The following is a 23,548-nucleotide window of genomic DNA, read 5'->3' as shown; positions in this document are numbered from 1 at the left end:
GAGGGAATTAAGTCGTTTTAGGCACAAACGACTTAATTCCCTCCGTCCCCTTTTCCCAGATGCCGGCCAGCGGCCGGCATTACCGTATGGCGGTCAATCGCCCAGAAGTGCGGTGTTGCGTACGGCACCCTTGTCGGCGCTGGTGGCGAGCAGTGCATAAGCCTTCAGCGCGCTGGTGACCTTGCGTGGGCGCGGTGCGCGCGGCTTCCAACCACGCGCATCGGCGTCGCTGCGGCGCTGGGCCAGCACGGCCTCGTCCAGCAGCAGGTCGATACGGCGGGCAGGGATGTCGATGCGGATGCGGTCGCCATCTTCCACCAGGCCGATGACACCCCCGCTGGCGGCTTCCGGCGAGACATGGCCGATCGACAGGCCCGAGGTGCCGCCGGAGAAGCGGCCATCGGTGAGCAGTGCGCACTGCTTGCCCAGCCCCTTCGACTTCAGATAGCTGGTCGGGTACAGCATTTCCTGCATGCCGGGGCCGCCCTTCGGGCCTTCGTAGCGGATCACCACCACCTCGCCCGGCTGCACTTCGTCGGCGAGGATGCCGGCGACGGCGGCGTCCTGGCTTTCATAGACGCGCGCGGGGCCTTCGAACACATGGATCGACTCGTCCACGCCGGCGGTCTTCACCACGCAGCCATCCACGGCCAGGTTGCCGCGCAGCACGGCCAGCCCGCCTTCCAGCGAATACGCATGCTGCAGCGAGCGGATGCAGCCCTCGGCGCGGTCTACGTCCAGCGTCGGCCAGCGCGTGGCCTGGCTGAAGGCCTCCTGGGTGGGAATGCCGGCCGGGCCGGCCTTGAAGAAGGTGTGCAGGGTGTCGTTGTCACTGCGCACCACGTCCCAGCGTTCCAGTGCTTCGGCCAGGCTGGCGCTGTGCACGGTCGGCACCGTGGTTTCGAGCAGGCCGGCGCGGTCCAGTTCACCGAGGATGCCGAACACACCGCCGGCGCGGTGCACGTCCTCGATGTGGTACTTCGGTGTGTTCGGCGCCACCTTGCACAGCTGCGGCACGCGCCGCGACAGCGCGTCGATGTGGGTCAGGTCGAAGTCGACCTCCGCTTCCTGCGCTGCGGCCAGCAGGTGCAGGATGGTGTTGGTGGAGCCGCCCATGGCGATGTCCAGGGTCATCGCATTGGCAAACGCCGCCTGGGTGGCGATGCCGCGCGGCAGCGCGCTCGGGTCCTCGCCGCCATACCAGCGATGGCAGAGTTCGACGATCAGGCGGCCGGCACGGCGGAACAGCGCCTCACGGTCGGCATGGGTGGCCAGCGTGGTGCCGTTGCCCGGCAGCGACAGGCCCAGTGCTTCGGTCAGGCAGTTCATCGAGTTGGCGGTGAACATGCCCGAGCAGGAGCCGCAGGTGGGGCAGGCGCTGCGTTCGAACGCTGCCACCTTCTCGTCGGAAGCGCTGTCATCGGCAGCCACCACCATCGCATCGACCAGGTCCAGCTTGTGCTCGGACAGCTTGGTCTTGCCCGCTTCCATCGGTCCGCCGGAAACGAACACCACCGGGATGTTGAGGCGCAGCGCGGCCATCAGCATGCCGGGGGTGATCTTGTCGCAGTTGCTGATGCACACCAGCGCGTCGGCACAGTGCGCGTTGACCATGTACTCCACGGCGTCGGCGATGATCTCGCGGCTGGGCAGCGAATACAGCATGCCGTCGTGGCCCATCGCGATGCCGTCGTCCACGGCGATGGTGTTGAATTCCTTGGCGACGCCGCCGACCTGCTCGATCTCGCGCGCGACCAGCTGGCCGAGGTCCTTCAGGTGCACGTGGCCGGGCACGAACTGGGTGAAGGAGTTGGCGATGGCGATGATCGGCTTGTGGAAGTCGCCGTCCTTCATGCCGGTGGCACGCCACAGCGCGCGGGCGCCGGCCATGTTGCGGCCGGCGGTGGAGGTGCGGGAACGGTATTCGGGCATGGCTGGCGGAACGGGCGGGCCGTACGACGTGGGGGTCAGCCGATCATGGCCAATTTTTTCGGTTGCTGCTGCAACCACCGGGGAGAGAGCGGCAGGGCTGCGCCCTGCACCCGGGGTAGTGCCGGCCGCTGGCCGGCAACCTCAACAGCAACAGCTGGGCTATCCGTGGGATGGCGGGGTGGGTCCGGCTGCGGGGGACGGCGCAAGTACGTCCATGTAGCCTCGGTCGCGCCATCCATGGCGCTCACGCCCCCGCAACCGGACCCACCCCGCCTTCGACAGTTTCCTGCGATCTGACGGGGTCGGATCCCTTTGCTGCGCGACGGGCTCTGACCCCCGATTGCTGATTGGAACGACGAAAATGAAAGTCCGTTCATCTTTCGGACTTTGCCGATTCCGGTTGCTGGCCCGGATTTGGCATCATTGGGGCATTGATCCGTCGACAGGGCATGAGGCCATGAAACGTTCCCGCACCACCGCGCTGCTGCTGATGAGCGCCGCGCCGCTGCTGTTCACCGCCTGCCAGAAGGAGCCGGAGGTGAAGGTGCAGGAAGGCCTGTACACCTCGGTCGAGGCCTGCACCGAGGCCACCGGCGATCCGTCGTCGTGCCGCAATGCCTTCGCCGAAGCGCAGAAGCAGGCCGCCGATGCGGCGCCGAAGTACGCCAGCAGGGAAGCCTGCGAGAAGGACTACAAGCCGGAGCAGTGCGTGCAGCAGCACACCTCGGCCGGTACCTCGTTCATCGGCCCGATGATGATGGGCTTCTTCATGTCGCAGATGCTGAGCAACCGCGGAGGCCTGGCACCGCAGGCACCGGCATCGGCGCCGGCCTACCAGGACAAGAATGCGGGTTGGGCGCGCCCGGCACCGGGTGGCACTGGTGGCCTGAACACCGCCAGCGGCATCGGCGCGGGCAAGGCCGGCCTCGCCCCGGTCACCAGCGAACCGAACCGTGCGGTCACTGCCAGCCGTGGTGGCTTCGGCAACACCAGCGCGCGCCGCAGCAGCAGCGGCAGCTACGGCGGCTGATCGACCCATGCAGCGCATCCGGATTGCCGAGCGTGCCCAATGGCGGGCGCGCGCGGAAGAGGCGGGTTTCCGCTTCCACACCATCGACGGCCAGCCCTACTGGGACGAAAGCGTGTACTACGCGTTCACCCTGCGCCAGATCGAGCAGGACATCGAAGACCCCAGCGCCGAGCTGCACCAGATGGCGCTGGACCTGGTCGGCGATGTCATCGCCAGCGAACGCTTGATGGACCAGCTGGCGATTCCGCCGCATTACCGCGACTGGATCGCCGACAGCTGGCGCCAGCGCCAGCCGCATCTGTACGGTCGCCTGGACCTGGCCTACGACGGTACTGGCCCGGCCAAGCTGTACGAACTGAACTACGACACGCCGACCTCGCTGTTCGAGGCCAGCTTCTTCCAATGGCAGTGGCTGGAAGACCAGCGCAACGCCGGTCGCCTGCCGCAGCACGCCGACCAGTTCAACGCGATCCACGAAGCGCTGGTCGAGCGTTTCGGCGAACTGGCCACGCAGCTGCCACCGCCGCTGTATTTCAGCGCGGTGGGCAGTTCCGAAGAAGACCGCGGCACCGTCGACTACCTGCGCGACTGCGCCTCGCAGGCCGGCCTGCATGGCCAGGCCATCGCCATCGAGGACATTGGCCTGTCCGAGGACGGCCGCTTCACCGCGCTGGACGATTCGGTGATCGGCACGCTGTTCAAGCTGTACCCGCTGGAAGACCTGATGGCCGAGGAATTCGGCCGCGCGCTGCCCGGCTCGGGCGTGCAGCTGCTGGAGCCGGCGTGGAAGGCGGTGTTGAGCAACAAGGGCATCCTGCCGCTGCTGTGGCAGCGCAACGTGGGCCATCCGAACCTGCTGGAAGCGCATTTCGATGACGGCAGCACGCTGGCGTCGGGCTGGGTGCGCAAGCCGCTGTTCTCGCGCGAAGGCGCGAACATCGAGATGCATCTGGCCGATGACAGCACCCAGCGCAGCGACGGTCCCTACGATGGCCCGGCGATCATCCAGCGCGCCCATCCGCTCACCCGCTTCGAAGGCGGCTATCCGCTGATCGGCAGCTGGGTGGTGGGTGACCACGCCTGCGGCATCGGCATCCGCGAAGACGACAGCGCGATCACCCGTGACAGTGCGCGCTTCGTGCCGCATGCGATCGTTGACGAGGCGCCGACGCGGATCTACGTCTGATGGCGGTGCGGCGTTGGCCTGGCCGGCATGGGCGTTCTTCGCCCGTGCCTGGCCGGCACTTCGATGACGGGCGCAGCCTGCAGGCCTTCGCGGACCGCGTCGCGGTGCGTTGCCATCGCTGCGACACCCCCGGCTGGGTGGTCGCCAGCTGGGAACCCTACCGGTGGACCGCGCGATTCCGCTGCACCGGCTGCAGTTCTGCACTGGACAGTGGTGACTGGGTCGGTGCGGTGTACATGCTGGGCCGCCAACCCTGTGGATTCTGTGGGCATCAGTGGCTGCACGTGCGTCGTCGGGTTCCCGCTGGCGTTCCTGCACCGGCGTCCTTCGCTGCTCGATGTGCGCAATGTGATCGTAGTACCGATGTTTCGGTCTCGGTGCGTCCGTTGCGTGATGCCGAGCCTGCCGATCCGCACTTCGGATTGCCGCTGTGCCTGGTCGAACCGACCCGCGCAGGCCTGCTCTGGGCCTATAACGCTGAACATCTGCACGCATTGCACGAGTACGCGAGCGCGACATTGCGCGAAAGCCGCGGCCATCACCGATCCATGTTCTCGCGCCTGCCGCAGTGGATGAAGCTGGCCCGCAACCGGGTGCTGCTGCAGCGCGCGGTGGAGCGATTGCAGCGGCGATTGCTGCAGGGGTAGTGCCGGCCGCTGGCCGGCAACCGTTGCTGGTAGATGCCGACCCTGGTCGGCGCTGGGGGTTTCGTGCCAACCAAGGTTGGCACCCACCAGAGCGATGCACCGGTTGTTACAGGGGGTAGTGCCGGCCGCTGGCCGGCAACCGCTCCTGGTATCAGAGCAACCCTTCGCGCTTCACCGCCAGATAGCGCTCCACCAGTGCACCGGGCAGGGCGTCGGCGGTCACGTCCAGCACCATCACCTTCTCGCTGCGCAGCGCCTCATGCGCTTTCGCGCGCTGCTGCAGGTACAGCGCCGCGGCACCGGCCTGTGCCGCGTCCTCCAGCGACTGCACCTCATCATCGAGGACAGCATCCAGTTCGCGCTCGCGCAGGCTGGCCACGCACACCAGGTGGCGTTTCTGCAGCAGGCGCACCGCCGCCAGCAGATCCTCGATGTCTTCGTCGCGCACGTTGCTGACCAGCATCACCAGCGCGCGCCGGCGCTGGCGCAGCGACACTTCGGTGGCGGCGGCCAGGTAGTCGGTGGCCACCGCGCGCGGCTGCAGGTCGTAGCTGGCACGCAGCAGGTGCTCGACCGTGCCCATGCCACGCTGCGGTGCCACCCAGCGGCGTTCGCCACCGGCAGCGAACAGGCCGGCAGCATCGCCCTGGCGCAGCGCCAGGTAGGCCACCACCAGCGAGGCATTCAATGCATGATCGAAGTGCGAGAGCCCGCCTTCGCTGGCCAGCATGCGGCGGCCACTGTCGAGCATCAGCAGCAGCTGCTGGTTCTTCTCGTCCTGGTACTCGCGCGAGACCAGCTTGCGCGCACGCGCGGTGGCCTTCCAGTCCAGCTGGCGCAGGCTGTCGCCGATGCGGTACTCGCGCATCTGGTGGAAGTCGGTGCCTTCACCACGGCGGCGCTTCACGTGTGCGCCGACCAGCCGCGAGGCCTGGTCGGCACTGAACAACGCAAACCGGGTAAGCGGCACGAAGTTCGGATAGACCCGCACGTCCAGCGCGGGAGGCAGCGTGCGTTGCTGCCACCACAGCCGCCACGGCGAGCGCATGCGCAGGTGAACGCCTTCGAAGCGGAAGCGCCCGCGCTGCAGCGGCTGCAGGTGGTAGTGCAGGGTGGAGGCGCTGCCGGCCTTCAGGCGCACGCGCTGCGGCAGCGACTCCAGCGGCCAGCCGCCGGGGACCAGGTCGAACACCTGCACCGTCATCGATGCGTCCGCCTGCAGCCGCAGTGCAGCCTCGCGGCGCACGCCCAGTGCCAGCGCTTCGGGCAGCTCACGCTGGATCTGCGGCGATGGACGCCGCGTCTGCCGCCACAGATCCATCAACGCTGGCACGGCAATCGCCACCGCGGCCAGCGCCCAGCTCCAGCGCGGCAGCAGGCCGCCCAGCACCAGGCCACCCAGGGCGGCCCAGGCCAGCAGCAGCGCCAGCAGCAGCGGGGCCGGCCTCATCGGCGCGGTGCTTCCACCTTGGCCAGCAGTGCACCCAGCACGTCGTCGGCGTCCTGGCCTTCGATCTGCAGTTCCGGTGCCAGCGCGATGCGATGGCGCAGCGCGGGGCGCGCGATGTCGCGCACGTCGTCGGGGGTGACGAAGTCACGGCCGGCCAACACCGCCTGCGCGCGCGAGGCACGTACCAGCGCGATGCTGCCACGCGGGCCAGCGCCGACCGCGATACCCGGCCACTGCCTCGTGGCCGCCACAATCCGCACCGCGTAGTCGATCACTTCGTCATCGACGGTGATCGCCGCCGTGGCGCGCTGCAGTTCCAGCAGTTCGCCGGCACCGAGCACGCGCGGCACCTGGCTCAGGTCGAAATCGCTGGCGGCGCGGCCGCTGGTGATCGCGGTCACCATGCGCTTCTCGTCCTCCAGCTGCGGGTAGTCGATCAGCACCTTCAACAGGAAGCGGTCCAGCTGTGCTTCCGGCAGCGGGTAGGTGCCTTCCTGCTCCAGCGGGTTCTGCGTGGCCAGCGCCATGAACGGCGGCGCCAGGGTGAAGGCCTTGCCTTCGATGGTCACCTGGCCTTCCTGCATCACTTCCAGCAGCGCCGACTGGGTCTTGGCCGGTGCGCGGTTGATCTCGTCGGCCAGCAGCAGGTTGGTGAACACCGGGCCGCGACGGATCTTGAAGCTCTCGCTCTTCGGGTCGTACACCGCGTGGCCGCTGACGTCGCTGGGCATCAGGTCGGGGGTGAACTGCACGCGGCCGTAATCCAGTTCCAGGGCCTGTGCCAGCGCGCGCACCAGCAGGGTCTTGCCCAGCCCGGGCACGCCCTCGATCAGCACGTGGCCACCGGCCAGCAGGGCCACCAGGATCTGGTCCAGCACATCAGCCTGGCCGATGAAGGCGTGGCCGACGGCATCGCGGATGGCATCGACGCGTTCGATCAGGCGGGCGTTGGCGGCCGCCGGCAGCTCGGGGACTTCGGTCATAGCAGGGATCTCATCTGGAGCAGCAAGCGGATGCGCTCGCGCAGGGCGGAGGAATCGTGCGGCGGAGGGGGCGTGAGCGCGCTGGCAACGCGGCCTTGCGGCCACTTCAGCAGCTCGGCGATGGCCTGATCGCGCGGCGCGCCATCGAGTGCGGCGGCAACCGGTGCGCGCAGGCGCAGGCGGTGCAGGAACAGGGCGAGTACGGCCTCGTACAGGCGCGCGCCGTGGCCGAAACGCAGCAGCAGATCACCACTGGCGCGCACGTGCTCCAGCAGCGAACGGCGTTCCAGAACCGGCGACGGCAGCAGGCTGCCGAAGCGCTGCGAGCGGCCCCACAGCCAACCCAGCAGGGCCAGCAGCAACGGTGCCCACAGCGGCCAACCCTGATAGAACATGCGCGACCACAGCGACGGCGGGCGGCTGGCATAGACCAGCCAGACCGCACCCTTGCCGTAGTTCGGATCAAGCAGATAGCGGGTCAGGTCGCGATGCGACGCGTCGTGCAGGCCGTCGCTGGCCTTGCCCCCTGCGGAGGCCAGGCGCGCCGCCGGTGAGTCCACCTCGCTGCGCATGAACTCCATGTCGGCCAGCACGCTCACCTTGCCCTGGCCATGGCGCAGGCGCGCGAACACCAGGTCGCGATCCGTGCCCCAGCGACGTTCGGCCTGCGCACTGGCGGCAAAACCCAGGGTGAAGCGGCGGCCACCGCAGAATTCGACGTGGCCAGGATCGTCGTCGACATGGAACGGCTGGCAGTCGCTGCGCTGGAACAGGCTGTCCACGCCCAGCCGGTCCAGCAAGGGGCCCTGCGTGCTGCCGGCATCGTCCTCGGCCGGCGGCGGTGTACGTACCAGCAGGTGGCCGCCACCGTCGACCCAGTCCAGCAGCGCGCTGGCAACGGGCGGCGGCAGTTCGCTGCTGTCCTGCAGCAGCACCACCGTATCGTTCGGCCCCAGTGCCATCTGCTGCAGTTCCAGCCGTGGCCGCGAGTGCACGTCAATGCCATCGGCGCGCAGGGCCTGGCCGAGTACGTACAGCGGGTTGTAGGCGGCTTCGCCCTGTGGCGGCAGCCGGATCGTCTCGGTCACCCGTTCGTGCGTGCGCAGGTAGAGGATGGTCAGCGGTACACCGAACAGCACCAATGCACCGAGCAGCAGCGACCAGAACAGGCGCGGACTCATGCCTGCCACCCGTACTGCTGGCACAGGGTATCGGCCAATGCATCGAAATCGGCGCGGCTGGGCAGGCGGCCACCGTAGGCGGCGTACTGCCACATGCGCACGATGCGCGCGAACAGGTCACGGTCGCTGGCCTCGGGCATGCGTCGCGACGCGCGCAGGCATTGCGCTTCGGTAGCACCGGGTGGAAGCGCGATACCGCTGCGCTCGCCCACCGTACGCACACTGGCGCGGTACAGCAGGGCCAGCGCCTGCCGCGGCCGGCCCTGGTCCCAGAGCAGGCCAGCCTGGGTGGCCACGTCCGGCGGCAGCACCACCGGCAACTCCACCTGTTCCTCCAGCACCTTCGGTGCAGCGTCGGCCTTGCGCCGGCCACTGCCACGCAGCCATGGCAGCCACAGCCGCGCGGTCAGCAGCAGCACCAGCAGCAGGATGCCGAGCAGGCCCCACAGGCCCCATTCGGCCAGCCGTGCCAGCCAGGCGATGCCGTCCTTGCGCGCTTTGCGTTCACCTTTGCTGTTGGTGTCACGCTGCAGCTGCTTGTCTTCCTTCTTTTTTTCCTCGGCCTGCTCGATCGGCTTCCAGCGGGTGACCTCGCGGGTCGGGCGCTGCAGCGGGTCCTCATAGGCGCGGTTAACCGCTTGACGGAAACCGGCGGTGTCCACCGGCGTGCCACCGAAGATCGTTGCCGGCGTGTCGGCCGGGTCGATGGTCGATGCTTCGTTGCCTTCCTCGGCGTCGATGCCATGGTCGTTGGGCTTGCCCATGGCACGTTCGGGCTCGGCATCTGCGTCCTGCGCGTGCACCGGGGCGGAGACCAGTGGCAGTGCCAGGCACAGCAGCAGCGCCAGCGTCGATGCCGCCGGCAGCAGGCGATCGCGCAGGCGGCGCAGGGCGATTTCGACGTCCCAGGCTTCCATCTGCGTACGCCGGTTCAAGTACAGGCCAAAGCCCGCACCGACGAAGAACGGGCCGATCAGCGCCGAGGCCAGCCAGCAGGCCAGATTGAAACCGAAGCGTGCCCATGCCGGCGTGTCTTTGCCGATCATGTCCCACGTCGCACGCCAGGATTCGGACATCAGGTCCAGTGGCATGAACATGAACACTGCACCGATGGCACCAGATACCAGCACCGCTTCGAACGCCATGCAGGTCACGGTCAGCACTGTCGTCGAACCTGCGGCGCCGGCAGCCACCGCACGGCGGCGTGGACCGCGCTGACCCGGTGCGTTGCCTTCCAGCAGGTTCACCGGCAGGCACAGGCTGCGCAGCACGCTGAAGCGACGCCAGCCCAGGTAGCCCCAGGAACCAGTGTTGCCCCAGTGGCGCTGCGCACGCAGGGCCGAAAGTGTGCTGACCGGTTCGCCGAAGATGCCGCGCGACAGCACATACAGCGGCGCACGCTCGAACAGTGGCTTGCACCACCACATCGCCAGCCAGGCCCAGCCGAAGGCATCCAGCCACCATCCCAGCGCGTTGAAGATCACGAACAACGGAGCACTGGCCAGCAGCCAGCTGCCCCACACGGCGCGCGCATGGCGGCGGGCGAGGGCACTGCCCAGCTCCATCGCTTCCCAGCCGCTGCGTGCACGCAGCACCACGTCCAGACGGTCAATGCGCATGACCGCCTCCACGCCCGCCACGCCACAGCCACAGCAGCACGCCGGCCCAGAACACTCCGGCGACGCCGAACTTGGTCCATGCGGGAACTTCGGCGATCGACGACCAGAACGCTTCGATGAAGGCTGCGACCAGCAGCATGAACGCCACGCCCAGGCACAGCCGCGCACCGATGCGGCCACCGTCGACCAGCGCGTCCAGGCGGCTGCGCCGACCCGGTGCCAGCAGCTTCATGCCCAGCTGCAGGCCGGCACCGCCGGCGATCACGATCGCGGTCAGCTCGAACGCGCCGTGGCCGGCCACGAAGCGCCAGAATGGTCCACCGTGCCCGATGTGCTGCAGGTGGCCGGCCACCGCGCCGATGGTGACGCCGTTGAACAGCAGCACCAGCAGCGTACCCAGCCCGGCCAGCAGGCCGCTGGCGAAGGTGCGCAGGGCAATGCTGATGTTGTTGAGGATGTAGTGGCCGAACATCATCCAGTCGGTACCGCTGTCGCGGCCCAGTCGTTCGGCGGCAGGGTCGTACATGCGCTCCATCGCGGCGATCTGGCGGTTGTCCATCAACGTGTGGATCAGGTCCGGGTAGACCTGTACAAGCACGAAGCAGGCGATTGCCGGCAGCGCGAACATCGCCAGCGCCACCCACATGCTGCGTGCCTGGCTGCGCACGAGCAGCGGGAAGTCGGCCACCAGGAATTCCAGCGCGGCGCGCCAGCGCGTCGGCCGTGTGCGGTACAGCACGCTGTGGCCCTGCTGCATCAGCTGCTGCAGGCGCTGGACCAGCTGCGGGCTGTAACCGCGCTCGCGGGCCAGCGCCAGCTGCTGGCACAGGCGCCGGTAGCGCTGCGGGACGGCGGTATCGTCCAGTGCCAGGCCGCTGGCCTTGCGGCGCGCGCGGCGCGAGGCGCCGGCACGCAGCAGCAGCCACTGTTCCAGCTCCTGCCATTCCTGCTGGTAGCGGGCGACGAACTGTTCCTGTTTCATCGCCGCCCCAGCAGCCAGTTGGCCATGGCGTACAGGCGCAGCACGGCGACCTGGCCGTGGGTACCGGTCAGGGGCTCGGCAATGCCGGCCAGCTCCTGCTGGCGTGCCGCCGACAGCCGTGGCGCGCGCTCGGCGAAGGCCATCAGCGCGGCCTGTTCCTCCGGCCGCAGTGGCTGCGGCGGGGCCAGCACGCTGTCGATGGTAGGTGGCGGCGGCAGGTACAGCACAGGCGCGTGCACCACCACGGTGCCGGCCACCAGGTCGCCGAGGCGGCGGCCGTGCGGATCGAACAGGCTGCTGACCAGGCCCAGTGCATAGCCGAACGGCAGCATGTCCACCGTGCGCAGCAGGTTGCGGGTGATCGCCGCCATCCAGCCCACGGGCGCGCCATCGCGGGACAGCACGCGCAGGCCCAGCGCGCGCTTGCCCAGGGTACGGCCCCACAGCGCCTCGCACACGATCGGGTAGACCCAGTAGACCAGGAACATCAGCACCAGGTTGAGGCCGGAGCCGAATTCGTCCAGCACCGCCAGCGGAATCGCCATCAGCACCAGTACCGCGATGCGCACGCCAAGATCGACCAGCCAGGCCATGGCCCGCGGCAGCGGTCCGGCTACCGGCAACTGAAGCAGCACACCCTCCGGCGTCACCACCTCACGGTAGGTATCGAGCATCGGTGCGGCCATCAGCGCGGTGGCCTTCGTTGTGGGCGCCGGAGTCCTCTCCGGCTGGCAACCACAGGCATGGGGGTCTCGACAGGTCCTGGTCGGGCCCAGACTTTAGCAGAGCCGCGCGGCAGCGTTGGCTGCTCAGCCCCGGTATTCGTCCTTCAGCCGCACGTAGTGGTCGGCCGAGTAGTGCAGCGACTCGATCTCCTTGTCGCTCAGCGTGCGTGCCGGCCGGGCAGGGTTGCCGACCCACAGCTCGCCTTCGCCCACCACCTTGCCGGGGCCGATCACCGCACCGGCGCCGACGAAGCCATGGCGCTCCACGCGGGCACCGTCGAGGATGCAGGCGCCCATGCCGATCAGGCTGTAATCGCCGATCGTGCAGGCGTGGATGATGCAGCCGTGGCCGACGGTCACGCCTTCGCCGATCAGGGTCGGGTAGCCGGCCTTGTTGTACGGGCTGTGGTGGCTGACGTGGATGATGGTGCCGTCCTGCACGTTGGTGCGTGCACCGATGCGTACGTAATTGACGTCACCGCGGATGACCGTGCCCGGCCACACCGACACGTCGTCGCCCAGTTCCACGTCGCCGATGATCGTGCACGACGGGTCGATGTACACGCGCTCGCCGAGGATGGGCATCTTGTCGCGGAAGGGGCGCAGCGGGTTCATCGGGGTCTCCGGAAATCAGGGCGTTCGCGACGATGATACCCGTGTGGTAGTGCCGGCCGCTGGCCGGCAACCGCGCGGCACGCCTGGATTTCCGTGGTTGCCGGCCAGCGGCCGGCACTACCAGAGGCAGGTGCGGCTCTTCACGCAGGCGCGTGCTCGGCCAGCATCTGCCGGAACAGCTCATCCAGCCACGCAGCATCACCTCGTCCGGCGGGCAGCTGTGGCGCCTGCGCAGTCCGGATGGCCAGTTCACGATCGATGTAGTCGCTGATCGCCGCAATGCGCGGCCCGGCGGCGACCTCGGCGCTGGCCCGCTTGACCGCCAGCAGGGCATCGATGACTTCACGCACCGCACCGTCTGGCAGCAGCCGGTCCAGCAGATCCTCGAAGGCCATCGGCGGGGGTGTCTGTTCGTGCTCTATCCACTGGCAGGCCAGCAGTGGGCGCAGCACGTACAGGTACTTCTTGGTGCGCACCGTTTCGCCACGCAGGTAGCCGCGATGGTTCGAGCGCGCCATGTTGAAGTAGTGCCACCAGGTGCCCAGCGGTGAATGGAACGCTTTCGCTGCTTCCCACAACTGTGACACCGCCGCCTGATCCTGCTGGTAGACGATCGGCGAGCGCAGCCACTCGATCAGGGTCGGATTGGATTTTGAAACCAGTCGCAGTGCCTTGCGCAGGTCCCAGCCGCTCACGTCGAGCTCATCGTCGATCGGCAGTTCGATCACATCGCGCTGCGCTTCGCCGGGACCGGTGCTCTCGTTGACGCTGAGATACCAAGGCTGGCGATGCACGTAGATGAAGCGCGCGTCGTAGTCGCTGTCGGGCGAGGAAAAGCCCCAGCCGCGGCTGCCCGACTCGCAGGCCAGCAGCACGCGTACGTCGTAGCGCTGTTCGATGTCAGCCAGGGTGGAAAGGATGGCGGCGCGCTTGTCCGGCGCGATCGGGTGGATGTCGTCCATGCAGTTGTGTTCGTAATGTCGAGCGTGCTCGACTGTAACGCAAGTGCGCACCTGTAGTGCCGGCCGCTGGCCGGCAAGCTCACGGGCGCACTTGGAATTCTGCGGTTGCCGGCCAGCGGCCGGCACTACCGGCTAGGGCTCGTAGCTGTAGCCCATGCCGTACACCGAACGGATCGGCTCGCCTTCCATGCCGGCGTCGGCCAGCTTGCGGCGCAGGTTGCGCACATGGCTGTCGACGGTGCGGTCGACCACCACGCGATGGTCCAGGTACAGCCGGTCGAGCAGTTCATCGCGCGCCCAGATCCGGCCTGGGGTGGCCAGCAGCGTGCGCAGCAGGCGGTACTCCACCGGCGTCAGGTCCAGGCCCTTGCCGTTCCAGGTGGCGCGTGCGGCCGGCTCGTCGATGTGCAGGCCACCGTTGGCGCGCGCACCCGGGTCCGGGCGGTAGCGGCGCAGCACCGCCATTACCCGCGCGACCACTTCGCGCGGACTGAACGGCTTGCAGATGTAGTCGTCGGCGCCGATCTCCAGCCCCAGCAGGCGGTCGATCTCTTCCACCCTTGCGGTGACCATGATGACCGGTACATCGCTGCTGGCACGCAGTTCGCGGCACAGGTCCACGCCGTCGCGCTGCGGCAGCATCAGGTCCAGCAGCACCAGGTCGGGCTGGTAGCGCGCGAATGCGTCGATCACCTGGCCACCGTCGTCCACCCACTCGCTGGCCATGCCGGCGGCGGCCAGGTAGTCGCGCAGTACCGAGGCCAGGCGTGGCTCGTCCTCGACGATCAGGATCTTCGTGGACGTGGCGGGCGACGTGCTCATGCAGGCTCCGGCAGGGTGATGACCACGCGCAGCCCGCCCAGCGGCGAGGGCGCGGCGTGGATGACGCCGTGGTGGGCGAGGATGATGTTGTGGCTGATGGCCAGGCCCAGCCCGCTGCCGCCACTGGCGCGGTTGCGCGAACTTTCCACGCGGTAGAAGCGTTCGAACAGCAGTGCACACTTGTCGGCCGGAACGCCCGGCGCGGTGTCTTCCACGACCAGCTGCACGCCGGCAGGCACGCGCGCTGCCTGCACGCGTACGCGGCCACCGGCATGGGTGTAGCGCAGTGCGTTTTCCAGCAGGTTGGCCAGCACCTGCTGCAGGCGCCGCTCGTCACCGGACACCTGCAACGGCGTGGTGGGCAGGTCTTCTTCCAACGCCAGGCCTGCATTGGCGAAGCGCACGCGCATGCCATTGAGTTCGCTGCGCAGCAGCGCCACCAGGTCCAGTGGCGCGAAGCGGTACGCCAGGCCGCCGGACTGGGTCATCGACAGGTCGTGCAGGTCGTCGATCAGCTTGCCCAGCTGGCGGATCTCGCCCTGCAGGCCCACCAGGTTGGCCCGGTCCAGCGGACGGATGCCATCTTCGATCGCCTCCAGCTCGGCGCGCACCACTGCCAATGGCGTGCGCAGCTCATGCGAGATGTCGGCAATGAAGGCGCGGCGGTTGCGTTCGGTATCGTCCAGCGCCTGCGCCATCCGGTTGAAGTCGTTGACCAGCGCGTCCAGCTCATCGTCACTGGTGCGCTCGATGCGGGTGGCGTAGTCACCGGCGGCCAACCGGTGGGTGGCAGCGGCCAGCTTGGCAAGGCGCTGGCGCAGCGCACGCGATACCAGCCAGGCCAGCAGTACCGTCACCAGCAGTAGCGCGATGCCGATCACCCACCAGGCGCGCACCTGGGTGTTGTAGAAATTCAGGTCGTTGGTGGCGATGACGGTCTGGAACGGCACCATGCCCAGCCAACCGACGGTCTGCCCGTCCACCTGCACCGCATGCGGCTCGTCATCGCTGGTGGCGTCGGGGTTGCCGGCCACGAAACGGTGCTGCGCGTCGAACAGGCCCAGGCGCGACGGCACGCCGGTCTGGTCGGACAGCGACGGCACCGGTCCTTCGTGCCCATGGGCCAGGTCCGGGCGCAGCAGCCGCGCCCAGCGGTCGCCATCACCGTGCAGATGCTCCCAGCCACCGTGCTCGCGGTACTCGCGCTGCAGGTGTGGCATCAGCCGCTGCATGCGCAGGTCGCCCTGGTCGTTGAGGTAGTCCAGGAAGCCGGTCTGGAAGGCCACGCGGCTGGCAATACCGTTCACTGCCAGCACCAGCAGGCAGGCGGTGAAGATCGCGAGGAAGGTCTTCGCGGTCAGGCCGAATTTGAGTTGGAACTTCGCCATCGCGAAGGCCATTAGCGGCGCATGCGGCGCCGAAAGCAAGCGCCAGCTGAGCCCGTCGCACAATCTCCATATTCTCTGCACAGTTTCACGGCAGCGTGCACGGGTCAACGCAAGGCCCCCACGCCCCCCCATGTCCTTCCTGCGCCCGCTGTCCCGTTCCCCGCGTCCCCTGCTGTTGCCCCTGCTGCTGGCCCTGGCGGCCTGTTCGGCGGGCAGGACCGATGCCCCGGCCATGCCCGAAGTGGGCGTCATCATCGCCAGCGCGCAGCCGCTGGCACTCCAGCAGACCTTGCCCGGCCGTGCCGTGCCGTTCGAGATCTCCGAGGTGCGGCCGCAGGTCGGCGGCCTGATCCGCCAGCGGTTGTTCACCGAAGGCCAGCAGGTCAAGGCAGGGCAGCTGCTGTACCAGGTCGACCCGGCACCGTACCAGGCGGCCTTCGATACCGCCCGCGGGCAGCTGGCGCAGGCCGAGGCCACCGTGTTGTCGGCACAGCCGAAGGCCGAGCGCACCCGCGCGCTGGTGAGCATGGATGCAGCCAGCAAGCAGGACGCCGACGATGCCACCTCGGCGTTGAAGCAGGCGCAGGCCAACGTGATTGCCGCGCGCGCTGCATTGCAGGCTGCCCGCATCAACCTCGACTACACCCGGGTGACCGCGCCCATCGACGGCCGCATCGGCACCTCCAGCGTCACCGCCGGCGCGCTGGTCGCGGCCGGCCAGGATACGGCACTGACCACCATCCAGCGGCTGGACCCGGTGTACCTGGATGTCACCCAGTCCAGCACGCAGATGCTGGCGCTGCGCAAGCAGCTCGATGCGGGCCTGGTGAAGGCCATCGATGGCAAGGCACAGGTAAAGGTGCTGCTGGAGGACGGCAGCACCTACGCGCATGAAGGCACGTTGGAGTTCGTCGGCAGCGCAGTGGATCCGGGCACCGGCAACGTGAAGCTGCGCGCGGTCATTCCGAACCCGGACGGCCTGCTGTTGCCGGGCATGTACCTGAAGGCGGTGCTGCCGATGGCCACCGACGCGCGTGCCCTGCTGGTGCCGCAGAAGGCGGTGGTGCGCAACGAGCGCGGCGAACCGCTGCTGCGCCTGCTCGACGCCAAGGATCATGTGGTCGAGCGCCGCGTCAGCACCGGCCAGGTGGTCGGTAACCAGTGGCAGATCACCAGCGGCCTCAAGGCTGGCGAACGGGTGATCGTCAGCAACGGCAGCGCGGTATCGCTCGGCCAGCAGGTGAAAGCGGTGGCGGCCACGACGGCGCAGTTGGCGGCGATGCCGGCGGTCGATCCGAACGGCAACACCGACGAAAAGTCGCACTGAGGCCTGGCCCACATGGTTCGTTTCTTCATCGACCGGCCGATCTTCGCCTGGGTGATCGCCATCGCGGTCAGCCTGCTCGGCCTGCTCGCGATCCTGATCCTGCCGGTGGACCGCTACCCGCAGATCGCCCCGCCCACCATCACCATCCGCGCCACCTACACCGGCGCCTCGTCGCAGACCGTGGAAAACGCGGTCACCCAGGTCATCGAGCAGTCCCAGCAAAGCCTCGATCACCTGATGTACATGACCTCGACCAGTGCCTCCGACGGCTCGGCGCAGGTCAACCTGGTGTTCGCCACCGGTACCAATCCGGATACCGCGCAGGTGCAGGTGCAGAACCAGCTGCAGGCCGCCATGGCCACGCTGCCGCAGGCGGTGCAGCAGAACGGCCTGACCATCACCAAGTCCAGTGGTTCGATCTTCGAGGTGCTGTCGTTCACCAGCGAAGACGGCAGCATGGACAACTTCGATGTCGCCAACTTCATGGAAGCGCGCATCGATGACCAGATCAGCCGCGTCAGCGGTGTCGGCAACATCCAGCCGATCGGCCAGGAATACGCCATGCGCATCTGGCTGGATCCGGAGAAGATGCGCCAGTACGCGCTGATGCCCTCGGACATCGAGACCGCACTGCAGGCACAGAACACCGATGTCTCCGCCGGTGAGCTGGGTGGCCAGCCGGCGCTGAAGGGCCAGCAGCTCGACGCCACGGTAACCGCGCGCAGCCGCCTGCACACGCCCGAGCAGTTCGCGCAGGTGGTGCTCAAGGCCGATGCCAACGGCAGCGTGGTGCGTCTGGGCGACGTGGCGAAGATCGGCCTCGGGCCGGAAAGCTACGACAGCATCAGCACCTTCAATGGCAAGCCGTCGGCGTCGCTGGGCATTGAACTCAATGCCGGTGCCAACGCGATCGCCGTCTCCAAGGCCATCGATGCACGGCTTCAGCAGCTGCAGAAGTACTGGCCGCATGGCTACACCGCCCACGTGGCCTTCACCACCACGCCGTTCGTGACCATTTCGCTGAAGGAAGTGGTGATCACCCTGATCGAAGCGATCATCCTGGTGGTGCTGGTGATGTACCTGTTCCTGCAGAACTGGCGCGCCACGCTGATCCCGACCATCGCGGTGCCGGTGGTGCTGCTGGGCACGTTCGGCGTGCTGGCTGCATTCGGGTATTCGATCAACACCCTGACCATGTTCGCACTGGTGCTGGCCATCGGCCTGCTGGTGGACGATGCCATCGTGGTGGTGGAGAACGTAGAGCGGGTGATGACCTTCGAAGGGCTGGCGCCGAAGCCGGCCACGCTGAAGGCGATGGGCCAGATCACCGGCGCGCTGGTCGGCATCGTGCTGGTGCTGACCGCGGTGTTCCTGCCGATGGCGTTCTTCAGCGGTGTAACCGGGGTGATCTATCGCCAGTTCTCGGTGACGATCGCCGCCGCGATGATCCTGTCGGTGCTGGTGGCGATGACCATCACCCCGGCACTGTGTGGCAGCATCCTGCACCCGATTCCCAAGGGCGGCCATCCGCATGGCGACCACGGTGGCGAGCCGAGCCTGCTGGGCAAGTTCTTCATCTGGTTCAACCACCGCTTCGAGCGCACCTCCAACGGCTTGCGTCACCGCGTGGATCGTTTCCTCGGCCGCCGCTCGCTGGGCGTGCTGTTCTACCTGGTGCTGAGCGTGGCCACCGGCCTGTTGCTGTGGCACCTGCCGGGCGCGTTCCTGCCCGATGAAGACCAGGGCATGCTCAATGCGCTGGTGAAGCTGCCGGCCGGTTCCACGCTGGAGCAGACGCGGGCGGTGATGGATCGTCTGAGTGCCGTCGCGGTGAAGGACGACGGCGTGCTCTCGATCCAGGCCACCGCCGGTTTCAGTGTTACCGGCAGCGGCCAGAACGTCGGCCAGGCCTTCATCCGGCTGAAGGACTGGGATGACCGCAAGGAAGATGCCGATACCATCGCCGCACGGTTGACGCGGGCGATGGCCAGCGTGCCCGATGCGCAGGTGTTCATCACCTCGCCACCCGCCATCCTTGGCCTCGGCGATGCGGGCGGTTTCACCCTGGAACTGCAGGACGAAGGCGGTGCCGGCCATGCCGCCGCCGTGGCCGCGCGCAACACGCTGCTGAAGGAAGCCGCCAAGGACCCGAAGCTGGTCAACGTGCGCTACGCCAGCCTGGAAGACGCGCCGGTATACGCCGTGAAGGTGGACGACGCCAAGGTGCAGGCGATGGGCGTGAACCCGCAGGACGTCAATGACACCTTGAACGCGGCGTTGGGCGGCGACTTCGTCAACAACTTCATCTACAAGGGCCGCATCAAGAAGGTGTTCATCCAGGGCACCGCCGAAGCACGCATGCAGCCGCAGGACATCGAGCGCTGGAGCGTGCGCAACCAGGCCGGGCAGATGGTGCCGCTGTCGTCGTTGATCAGCACGCATTGGACCAGTGCGCCGGCCGCACTGCAGCGCTACAACGGCATCTCGGCGATGGAAATCACCGGCCAGCCGGCACCGGGCGTCAGCTCCGGCGAGGCGATGGCCGAGATCGCGCGCCTGGCCGACACGCTGCCGGAAGGCTTCAGTCACGCCTGGTCGGACATGGCCTACCAGGAACAGCTGTCGGGCAACCAGGCGCCGATGCTGTATGCCATCTCGCTGCTGTTCGTGTTCCTGTGCCTGGCCGCGCTGTATGAAAGCTGGGCGGTGCCGTTTGCGGTGATGCTGGCGGTGCCGGTGGGCGTGTTCGGTGCGGTGCTGATGATGAACCTGCGTGGCCTCAACAACGACGTGTACTTCCAGGTCGGCCTGCTGACCACGAATGGTCTGGCAGCGAAGAACGGCATCCTGATCGTCGAGTTCGCGCGCATCCTCGAACAGCAGGGCAGGAGTACCCGCGACGCAATCCTGCAGGCGGTCTACCTGCGGCTGCGGCCGATCGTGATGACTTCGCTGGCGTTCCTGATGGGTGTGTTGCCGCTGGTATTTGCTACCGGCGCCGGTTCGGCTGCGCGCCGTTCGCTGGGTACCGGCGTGGCCGGTGGTACGGTGGCCTCGATGGTGCTGGGCATGTTCTTCGTGCCGTTGTTCTACCTGCTGGTGCGCCGCCTGTTCCCGGGCCGCGCGCCGGCCGACGCCACTGTCCCGGAGACAAGCCCATGAAGCCGATGCTGCTGCGCGCCCTGGCGGCCGCAACGATGACCGCCGTGCTGGGCGGCTGCGTGAGCATGGCCCCGCACTACCAGCGGCCCGAGGCGCCGGTGCCGGCACAGTTCGGCAATGCCGGCACCGGCGAGGCCGAGCCGGCACTGGCGATGCCGGCCTGGCGCGACGTGTTCCTGGAACCGCGCCTGCAGCAGGTCATCGCGCTGGCGCTGCAGAACAACCGCGACCTGCGCGTGGCGGTGCTGCAGGTGGAGAAGGAGCGCGCGCAGTACCGCATCCAGCGCGCGGCACTGCTGCCGTCGGTAGATGCCAGCGGCAGTGTCACCCGTTCGCGGGTGAGCGATGCCAACAGCGAGACCGGCGTCACCCAGGTGACCGAATCCGATGCCGTGCAGGTGGGCATCAGTAGCTGGGAGCTGGACCTGATCGGGCGTATCCGCAGCTTGAAGAACGAGGCGCTGCAGAACTGGCTGGCCAGCGCCGAGAACCAGCGCGCTGCGCGCACCAGCCTGGTGGCTGAAGTGGCGACGGCGTGGCTGGCGCTGGCGGCCGACGAGCAGTCGCTGGCATTCACGCAACAGACGCTGGACAGCCAGCAGCAGACCCTTCAGCGCACCGAGGCCCGCCATGCACAGGGGCTGGCCTCGGGCCTGGACCTGTCGCAGGTGCAGACCAGCGTGGAAGCCGCGCGCGGTGCGCTGGCGAAGCTGCAGGCCCAGCAGGCGCAGGATTGCGATGCATTGCAGCTGTTGGTGGGGGCACCGCTGGATCCGGCCCTGCTGCCAACCGCGCAGGTGCTGGAAGGCAGCGTCGCGCTGGCACCGCTGCCCGCCAACCTGCCCTCCAGCGTGTTGCTGCAGCGCCCGGACGTGCTGTCCGCTGAGCATGCGTTGCAGGCAGCCAACGCCGATATCGGTGCCGCGCGCGCTGCATTCTTCCCGACGCTGACGTTGACTGCCAACTACGGGCACAGCTCCACCGCGTTGTCGACGCTGTTCTCGGCCGGCACCCGTGGCTGGTCGTTCGTGCCCAGCATCACCGCGCCGATCTTCCATGCCGGCGCACTGAAGGCGTCGCTGGATGCCTCGAAGATCGGCAAGGACATCGGCATCGCGCAGTACGAGAAGGCGATCCAGCAGGCCTTCAGCGAAGTGGCCGATGCGCTGGCCACGCGTGATCACCTGGCCGCGCAGATCGATGCGCAACGCGCGTTGGTGGCCGCCAGCCAGCGCAGCTACACCTTGGCCGATGCGCGCTACCGCACCGGACTGGATGGCTACCTGCAGTCGTTGGATGCGCAGCGCAGCCTGTATGCCGCGCAGCAGGACCTGATCGCCCTGCAGCAGCAGGAGGCGGGCAACCGGGTGACGTTGTTCAAGGTGCTGGGTGGTGGCGCCGACGCGCGGTAACGCGCCCGCCAATGTGGGTGTGCCTTACGCTCCGGTAGGTGCCGACCTTGGTCGGCACCCACCAGGGCAGATTCATGTGCCGACCAAGGTCGGCACCCACCAAGGCAGACTCATGTGCCGACCCAGGTCGGCACCCACCAAGGCAGACTCATGTGCCGACCCAGGTCGGCCCCCACCAGAAGCAGGTGCGACCGCTTATGCCACGCGGCCGCGGCGCGCCCGCTCCAGATGCACCAGCAGCAGCGAGATCGCTGCCGGGGTCATGCCCGGGATGCGCTGCGCCTGGCCGATGGTCTGCGGGCGCACGCGCTCCAGCTTCTGCAGCGCTTCGGCCGACAGCCCGCGTACCGTCGCATAATCGAAGGCTTCAGCGATCGGCGTGGCTTCGTGCCGCTGCTGCCGCTCGATCTCCTCGCGCTGGCGATCCAGGTAGCCGGCGTACTTCACGCCGATCTCCACCTGCTCGGCCACCTTGGCGTCGGCCACGGCCGGGCCCAACGACGGCACCTGCATCAGCTGCGCGTAATCCAGCTCGGGGCGCTTGATCAGGTCCAGCACATTGGTTTCGCGGCTGACCGCCACGCCCAGCGTGTCCTGTACCTCGCGGCCCAGTGCATTGGCCGGGGTCGCCCACAGTGCGCCCAGGCGCGCGCGCTCGGCGGCGACGGCGGCCTGCTTGGTTTCGAACGCGCTCCAGCGATGGTCATCCACCAGGCCCATTTCGCGGCCGGCGGGGGTCAGGCGCTGGTCGGCATTGTCCTCGCGCAGCTGCAGGCGGTACTCGGCGCGGCTGGTGAACATGCGGTAGGGCTCGTTGGTGCCGTGGGTGATCAGGTCATCCACCAGCACGCCCAGGTAGGCTTCGTCGCGGCGTGGGCACCAGCCGTCCAGCCCGCGCACCTGGCGTGCAGCGTTGAGGCCGGCCAACAGGCCCTGCGCGGCGGCTTCTTCATAGCCGGTGGTGCCGTTGATCTGGCCAGCGAAGAACAGGCCGTTGACCAGCTTGGTTTCCAGCGAGGCCTTCAGCCCGCGTGGGTCGAAGAAGTCGTACTCGATCGCGTAGCCGGGGCGGGTGATGTGCGCGTTCTCGAAGCCGCGGATGCTGCGCACCATCTCCAGCTGCACGTCGAACGGCAGCGAGGTGGAGATGCCGTTGGGGTAGATCTCGACGATGCCCAGGCCTTCGGGTTCGACAAAGATCTGGTGGCTGGCCTTTTCGGCGAAGCGCACCACCTTGTCCTCGATGGACGGGCAGTAGCGCGGGCCGATGCCTTCGATCTGGCCGCTGTACAGCGGCGAGCGGTGCAGGGCGTCGCGGATGATCTGGTGGGTCTGTTCGGTGGTGTGGGTGATCCAGCAGCTGACCTGCTGCGGATGCTCGTCCACCGAGCCGAGGAAGGACATCACCGGGCGCGGCGAATCGCCGGGCTGCTCGTCCATCACGCTGTAGTCCAGCGAGCGGCCGTCGATGCGCGGCGGCGTGCCGGTCTTCAGGCGGTCCACCTGGAACGGGCGCTCGCGCAGGCGCGCGGCCAGCGTGGTGGCCGGCGGGTCGCCCATGCGGCCGGCGGCGTACTGGGTCGGGCCCACATGGATCTTGCCGGCGAGGAAGGTACCGGCCGTCAGCACCACGGCCCCGGCGTCGAAACGCAGGCCGGTCTGGGTGATGACCCCGCGCACGGCGTCGCCTTCGATGACCAGGTCATCGACCGCGGCCTGGAACACGGTCAGGTTGGCCTGGCCTTCGACGATGGCGCGGATCGCCATGCGGTACAGGTTGCGGTCGGCCTGGCAGCGGGTGGCGCGCACGGCCGGGCCCTTGGAGGCGTTGAGCGTGCGCCACTGGATGCCGGCGCGGTCGGCGGCATGCGCCATCGCACCGCCCAGGGCGTCGATTTCCTTGACCAGGTGGCCCTTGCCGATGCCGCCGATGGCCGGGTTGCAGCTCATCGCGCCCACCGTTTCGATGTTGTGGGTCAGCAGCAGGGTGCGCACGCCGGTGCGGGCCGCGGCCAGCGCGGCTTCGGTGCCAGCGTGGCCACCGCCGATGACGATGACGTCGTAACGATGGAAGGACGGGTTCATGGGAGGCTGTTCAGCTGGGGGCGGGCGCGGCCCGCACCGG

The 23,548-nt window shown here is 68.1% G+C and carries 18 protein-coding genes; 6 read left to right on the top strand and 12 right to left on the bottom strand.

Annotated features, from left to right (window positions below; genetic code table 11):
* Positions 1–93: 93 nt before the first annotated feature.
* Positions 94–1,932 carry a dihydroxy-acid dehydratase gene (ilvD, locus tag O0K41_RS18155; RefSeq protein ID WP_065183892.1) on the bottom strand — a complete coding sequence of 613 codons (1,839 nt, stop codon included), beginning with the start codon at positions 1,930–1,932 and terminating at the stop codon, positions 94–96.
* A gap of 457 nt (positions 1,933–2,389) precedes the next feature.
* On the opposite strand from ilvD, the gene O0K41_RS18150 reads away from it, so the two are divergent.
* The 3 genes from O0K41_RS18150 to O0K41_RS18140 are packed head-to-tail and all read left to right on the top strand — an operon-like array spanning position 2,390 to position 4,795.
* On the top strand, positions 2,390–2,962 hold the full coding sequence (locus O0K41_RS18150; protein ID WP_005411539.1) for a DUF1190 domain-containing protein: 573 nt from the start codon (positions 2,390–2,392) through the stop codon (positions 2,960–2,962).
* Between the two features lie 7 nt (positions 2,963–2,969).
* Positions 2,970–4,148 (top strand): glutathionylspermidine synthase family protein, encoded by a 1,179-nt coding sequence (locus O0K41_RS18145; protein WP_308304548.1) that lies wholly within the window; start codon positions 2,970–2,972, stop codon positions 4,146–4,148.
* Entirely contained in the window at positions 4,148–4,795 is a 648-nt protein-coding gene (locus tag O0K41_RS18140) for a hypothetical protein (protein WP_049451268.1), read from the top strand. The genes O0K41_RS18145 and O0K41_RS18140 overlap by 1 nt, the downstream gene beginning before the upstream one ends.
* Positions 4,796–4,946: 151 nt before the next feature.
* Here the strand turns inward: O0K41_RS18140 and O0K41_RS18135 are convergent, their stop codons facing one another.
* The 10 genes from O0K41_RS18135 to baeS form a co-directional block, all read right to left on the bottom strand.
* Entirely contained in the window at positions 4,947–6,245 is a 1,299-nt protein-coding gene (locus O0K41_RS18135) for a DUF58 domain-containing protein (protein WP_049451267.1), read from the bottom strand.
* Positions 6,242–7,228, bottom strand: a complete 987-nt coding sequence (locus O0K41_RS18130) for a MoxR family ATPase (protein WP_005411535.1) — start codon at positions 7,226–7,228, stop codon at positions 6,242–6,244. The genes O0K41_RS18135 and O0K41_RS18130 overlap by 4 nt, the downstream gene beginning before the upstream one ends.
* Positions 7,225–8,409, bottom strand: a complete 1,185-nt coding sequence (locus tag O0K41_RS18125) for a DUF4350 domain-containing protein (RefSeq protein ID WP_049451266.1) — start codon at positions 8,407–8,409, stop codon at positions 7,225–7,227. The genes O0K41_RS18130 and O0K41_RS18125 overlap by 4 nt, the downstream gene beginning before the upstream one ends.
* A complete protein-coding gene (locus O0K41_RS18120; RefSeq protein WP_164221666.1) occupies positions 8,406–10,028 on the bottom strand; it encodes a DUF4129 domain-containing protein in 1,623 nt (540 codons plus the stop codon). The genes O0K41_RS18125 and O0K41_RS18120 overlap by 4 nt, the downstream gene beginning before the upstream one ends.
* Positions 10,018–11,010, bottom strand: a complete 993-nt coding sequence (locus O0K41_RS18115) for a stage II sporulation protein M (RefSeq protein ID WP_164221663.1) — start codon at positions 11,008–11,010, stop codon at positions 10,018–10,020. Before O0K41_RS18115 ends, O0K41_RS18120 begins: the two co-directional genes overlap by 11 nt.
* Positions 11,007–11,696: an RDD family protein gene (locus O0K41_RS18110; protein WP_005414811.1), complete on the bottom strand. Its 690-nt coding sequence runs from the start codon at positions 11,694–11,696 to the stop codon at positions 11,007–11,009. Before O0K41_RS18110 ends, O0K41_RS18115 begins: the two co-directional genes overlap by 4 nt.
* A gap of 123 nt (positions 11,697–11,819) precedes the next feature.
* Positions 11,820–12,350 (bottom strand): gamma carbonic anhydrase family protein, encoded by a 531-nt coding sequence (locus O0K41_RS18105; protein ID WP_005411530.1) that lies wholly within the window; start codon positions 12,348–12,350, stop codon positions 11,820–11,822.
* Between the two features lie 140 nt (positions 12,351–12,490).
* Complete coding sequence (locus O0K41_RS18100) at positions 12,491–13,312, bottom strand: nucleotidyltransferase domain-containing protein (protein WP_005411529.1); 822 nt, start codon at positions 13,310–13,312, stop codon at positions 12,491–12,493.
* 132 nt (positions 13,313–13,444) lie between these two features.
* Positions 13,445–14,134 (bottom strand): response regulator, encoded by a 690-nt coding sequence (locus O0K41_RS18095; protein WP_005414809.1) that lies wholly within the window; start codon positions 14,132–14,134, stop codon positions 13,445–13,447.
* Positions 14,131–15,534 carry a sensor histidine kinase efflux regulator BaeS gene (gene baeS / locus O0K41_RS18090; RefSeq protein ID WP_164221661.1) on the bottom strand — a complete coding sequence of 468 codons (1,404 nt, stop codon included), beginning with the start codon at positions 15,532–15,534 and terminating at the stop codon, positions 14,131–14,133. Before baeS ends, O0K41_RS18095 begins: the two co-directional genes overlap by 4 nt.
* A 118-nt stretch (positions 15,535–15,652) precedes the next feature.
* Between baeS and smeA the strand changes: the two genes are divergently transcribed.
* Genes smeA through smeC form a run of 3 tightly spaced genes read left to right on the top strand, consistent with a single transcriptional unit; the run spans position 15,653 to position 21,423 of the window.
* Positions 15,653–16,849 (top strand): multidrug efflux RND transporter periplasmic adaptor subunit SmeA, encoded by a 1,197-nt coding sequence (smeA, locus tag O0K41_RS18085; RefSeq protein ID WP_049397692.1) that lies wholly within the window; start codon positions 15,653–15,655, stop codon positions 16,847–16,849.
* Between the two features lie 12 nt (positions 16,850–16,861).
* Positions 16,862–20,011, top strand: coding sequence for a multidrug efflux RND transporter permease subunit SmeB (gene smeB, locus O0K41_RS18080; protein WP_164221659.1), 3,150 nt, complete (start codon positions 16,862–16,864; stop codon positions 20,009–20,011).
* Positions 20,008–21,423 (top strand): multidrug efflux transporter outer membrane subunit SmeC, encoded by a 1,416-nt coding sequence (gene smeC / locus O0K41_RS18075; RefSeq protein WP_308304547.1) that lies wholly within the window; start codon positions 20,008–20,010, stop codon positions 21,421–21,423. Before smeB ends, smeC begins: the two co-directional genes overlap by 4 nt.
* Positions 21,424–21,618: 195 nt before the next feature.
* Here the strand turns inward: smeC and mnmG are convergent, their stop codons facing one another.
* Positions 21,619–23,508, bottom strand: a complete 1,890-nt coding sequence (mnmG, locus tag O0K41_RS18070; protein ID WP_049403682.1) for a tRNA uridine-5-carboxymethylaminomethyl(34) synthesis enzyme MnmG — start codon at positions 23,506–23,508, stop codon at positions 21,619–21,621.
* Between the last annotated feature and the right edge of the window lie 40 nt (positions 23,509–23,548).

It is taken from the genome of Stenotrophomonas sp. Sm2128 (assembly GCF_030985535.1).
Lineage (GTDB): Bacteria > Pseudomonadota > Gammaproteobacteria > Xanthomonadales > Xanthomonadaceae > Stenotrophomonas > Stenotrophomonas maltophilia.
Note: the sequence above shows the minus strand (reverse complement) of the source record. Positions and strands in the feature narration are given on the sequence as shown.

Coding starts and splice junctions, on each gene's coding strand:
- O0K41_RS18110 (WP_005414811.1), bottom strand. CDS start 11,696: ATGGCCGCACCGATGCTCGATACCTACCGTGAGGTGGTGACGCCGGAG.
- O0K41_RS18115 (WP_164221663.1), bottom strand. CDS start 11,010: ATGAAACAGGAACAGTTCGTCGCCCGCTACCAGCAGGAATGGCAGGAG.
- O0K41_RS18120 (WP_164221666.1), bottom strand. CDS start 10,028: ATGCGCATTGACCGTCTGGACGTGGTGCTGCGTGCACGCAGCGGCTGG.
- ilvD (WP_065183892.1), bottom strand. CDS start 1,932: ATGCCCGAATACCGTTCCCGCACCTCCACCGCCGGCCGCAACATGGCC.
- O0K41_RS18135 (WP_049451267.1), bottom strand. CDS start 6,245: ATGAGGCCGGCCCCGCTGCTGCTGGCGCTGCTGCTGGCCTGGGCCGCC.
- O0K41_RS18125 (WP_049451266.1), bottom strand. CDS start 8,409: ATGAGTCCGCGCCTGTTCTGGTCGCTGCTGCTCGGTGCATTGGTGCTG.
- O0K41_RS18105 (WP_005411530.1), bottom strand. CDS start 12,350: ATGAACCCGCTGCGCCCCTTCCGCGACAAGATGCCCATCCTCGGCGAG.
- smeB (WP_164221659.1), top strand. CDS start 16,862: ATGGTTCGTTTCTTCATCGACCGGCCGATCTTCGCCTGGGTGATCGCC.
- O0K41_RS18150 (WP_005411539.1), top strand. CDS start 2,390: ATGAAACGTTCCCGCACCACCGCGCTGCTGCTGATGAGCGCCGCGCCG.
- O0K41_RS18100 (WP_005411529.1), bottom strand. CDS start 13,312: ATGGACGACATCCACCCGATCGCGCCGGACAAGCGCGCCGCCATCCTT.
- smeC (WP_308304547.1), top strand. CDS start 20,008: ATGAAGCCGATGCTGCTGCGCGCCCTGGCGGCCGCAACGATGACCGCC.
- O0K41_RS18095 (WP_005414809.1), bottom strand. CDS start 14,134: ATGAGCACGTCGCCCGCCACGTCCACGAAGATCCTGATCGTCGAGGAC.
- O0K41_RS18130 (WP_005411535.1), bottom strand. CDS start 7,228: ATGACCGAAGTCCCCGAGCTGCCGGCGGCCGCCAACGCCCGCCTGATC.
- O0K41_RS18145 (WP_308304548.1), top strand. CDS start 2,970: ATGCAGCGCATCCGGATTGCCGAGCGTGCCCAATGGCGGGCGCGCGCG.
- baeS (WP_164221661.1), bottom strand. CDS start 15,534: ATGGCCTTCGCGATGGCGAAGTTCCAACTCAAATTCGGCCTGACCGCG.
- smeA (WP_049397692.1), top strand. CDS start 15,653: ATGTCCTTCCTGCGCCCGCTGTCCCGTTCCCCGCGTCCCCTGCTGTTG.
- mnmG (WP_049403682.1), bottom strand. CDS start 23,508: ATGAACCCGTCCTTCCATCGTTACGACGTCATCGTCATCGGCGGTGGC.
- O0K41_RS18140 (WP_049451268.1), top strand. CDS start 4,148: ATGGCGGTGCGGCGTTGGCCTGGCCGGCATGGGCGTTCTTCGCCCGTG.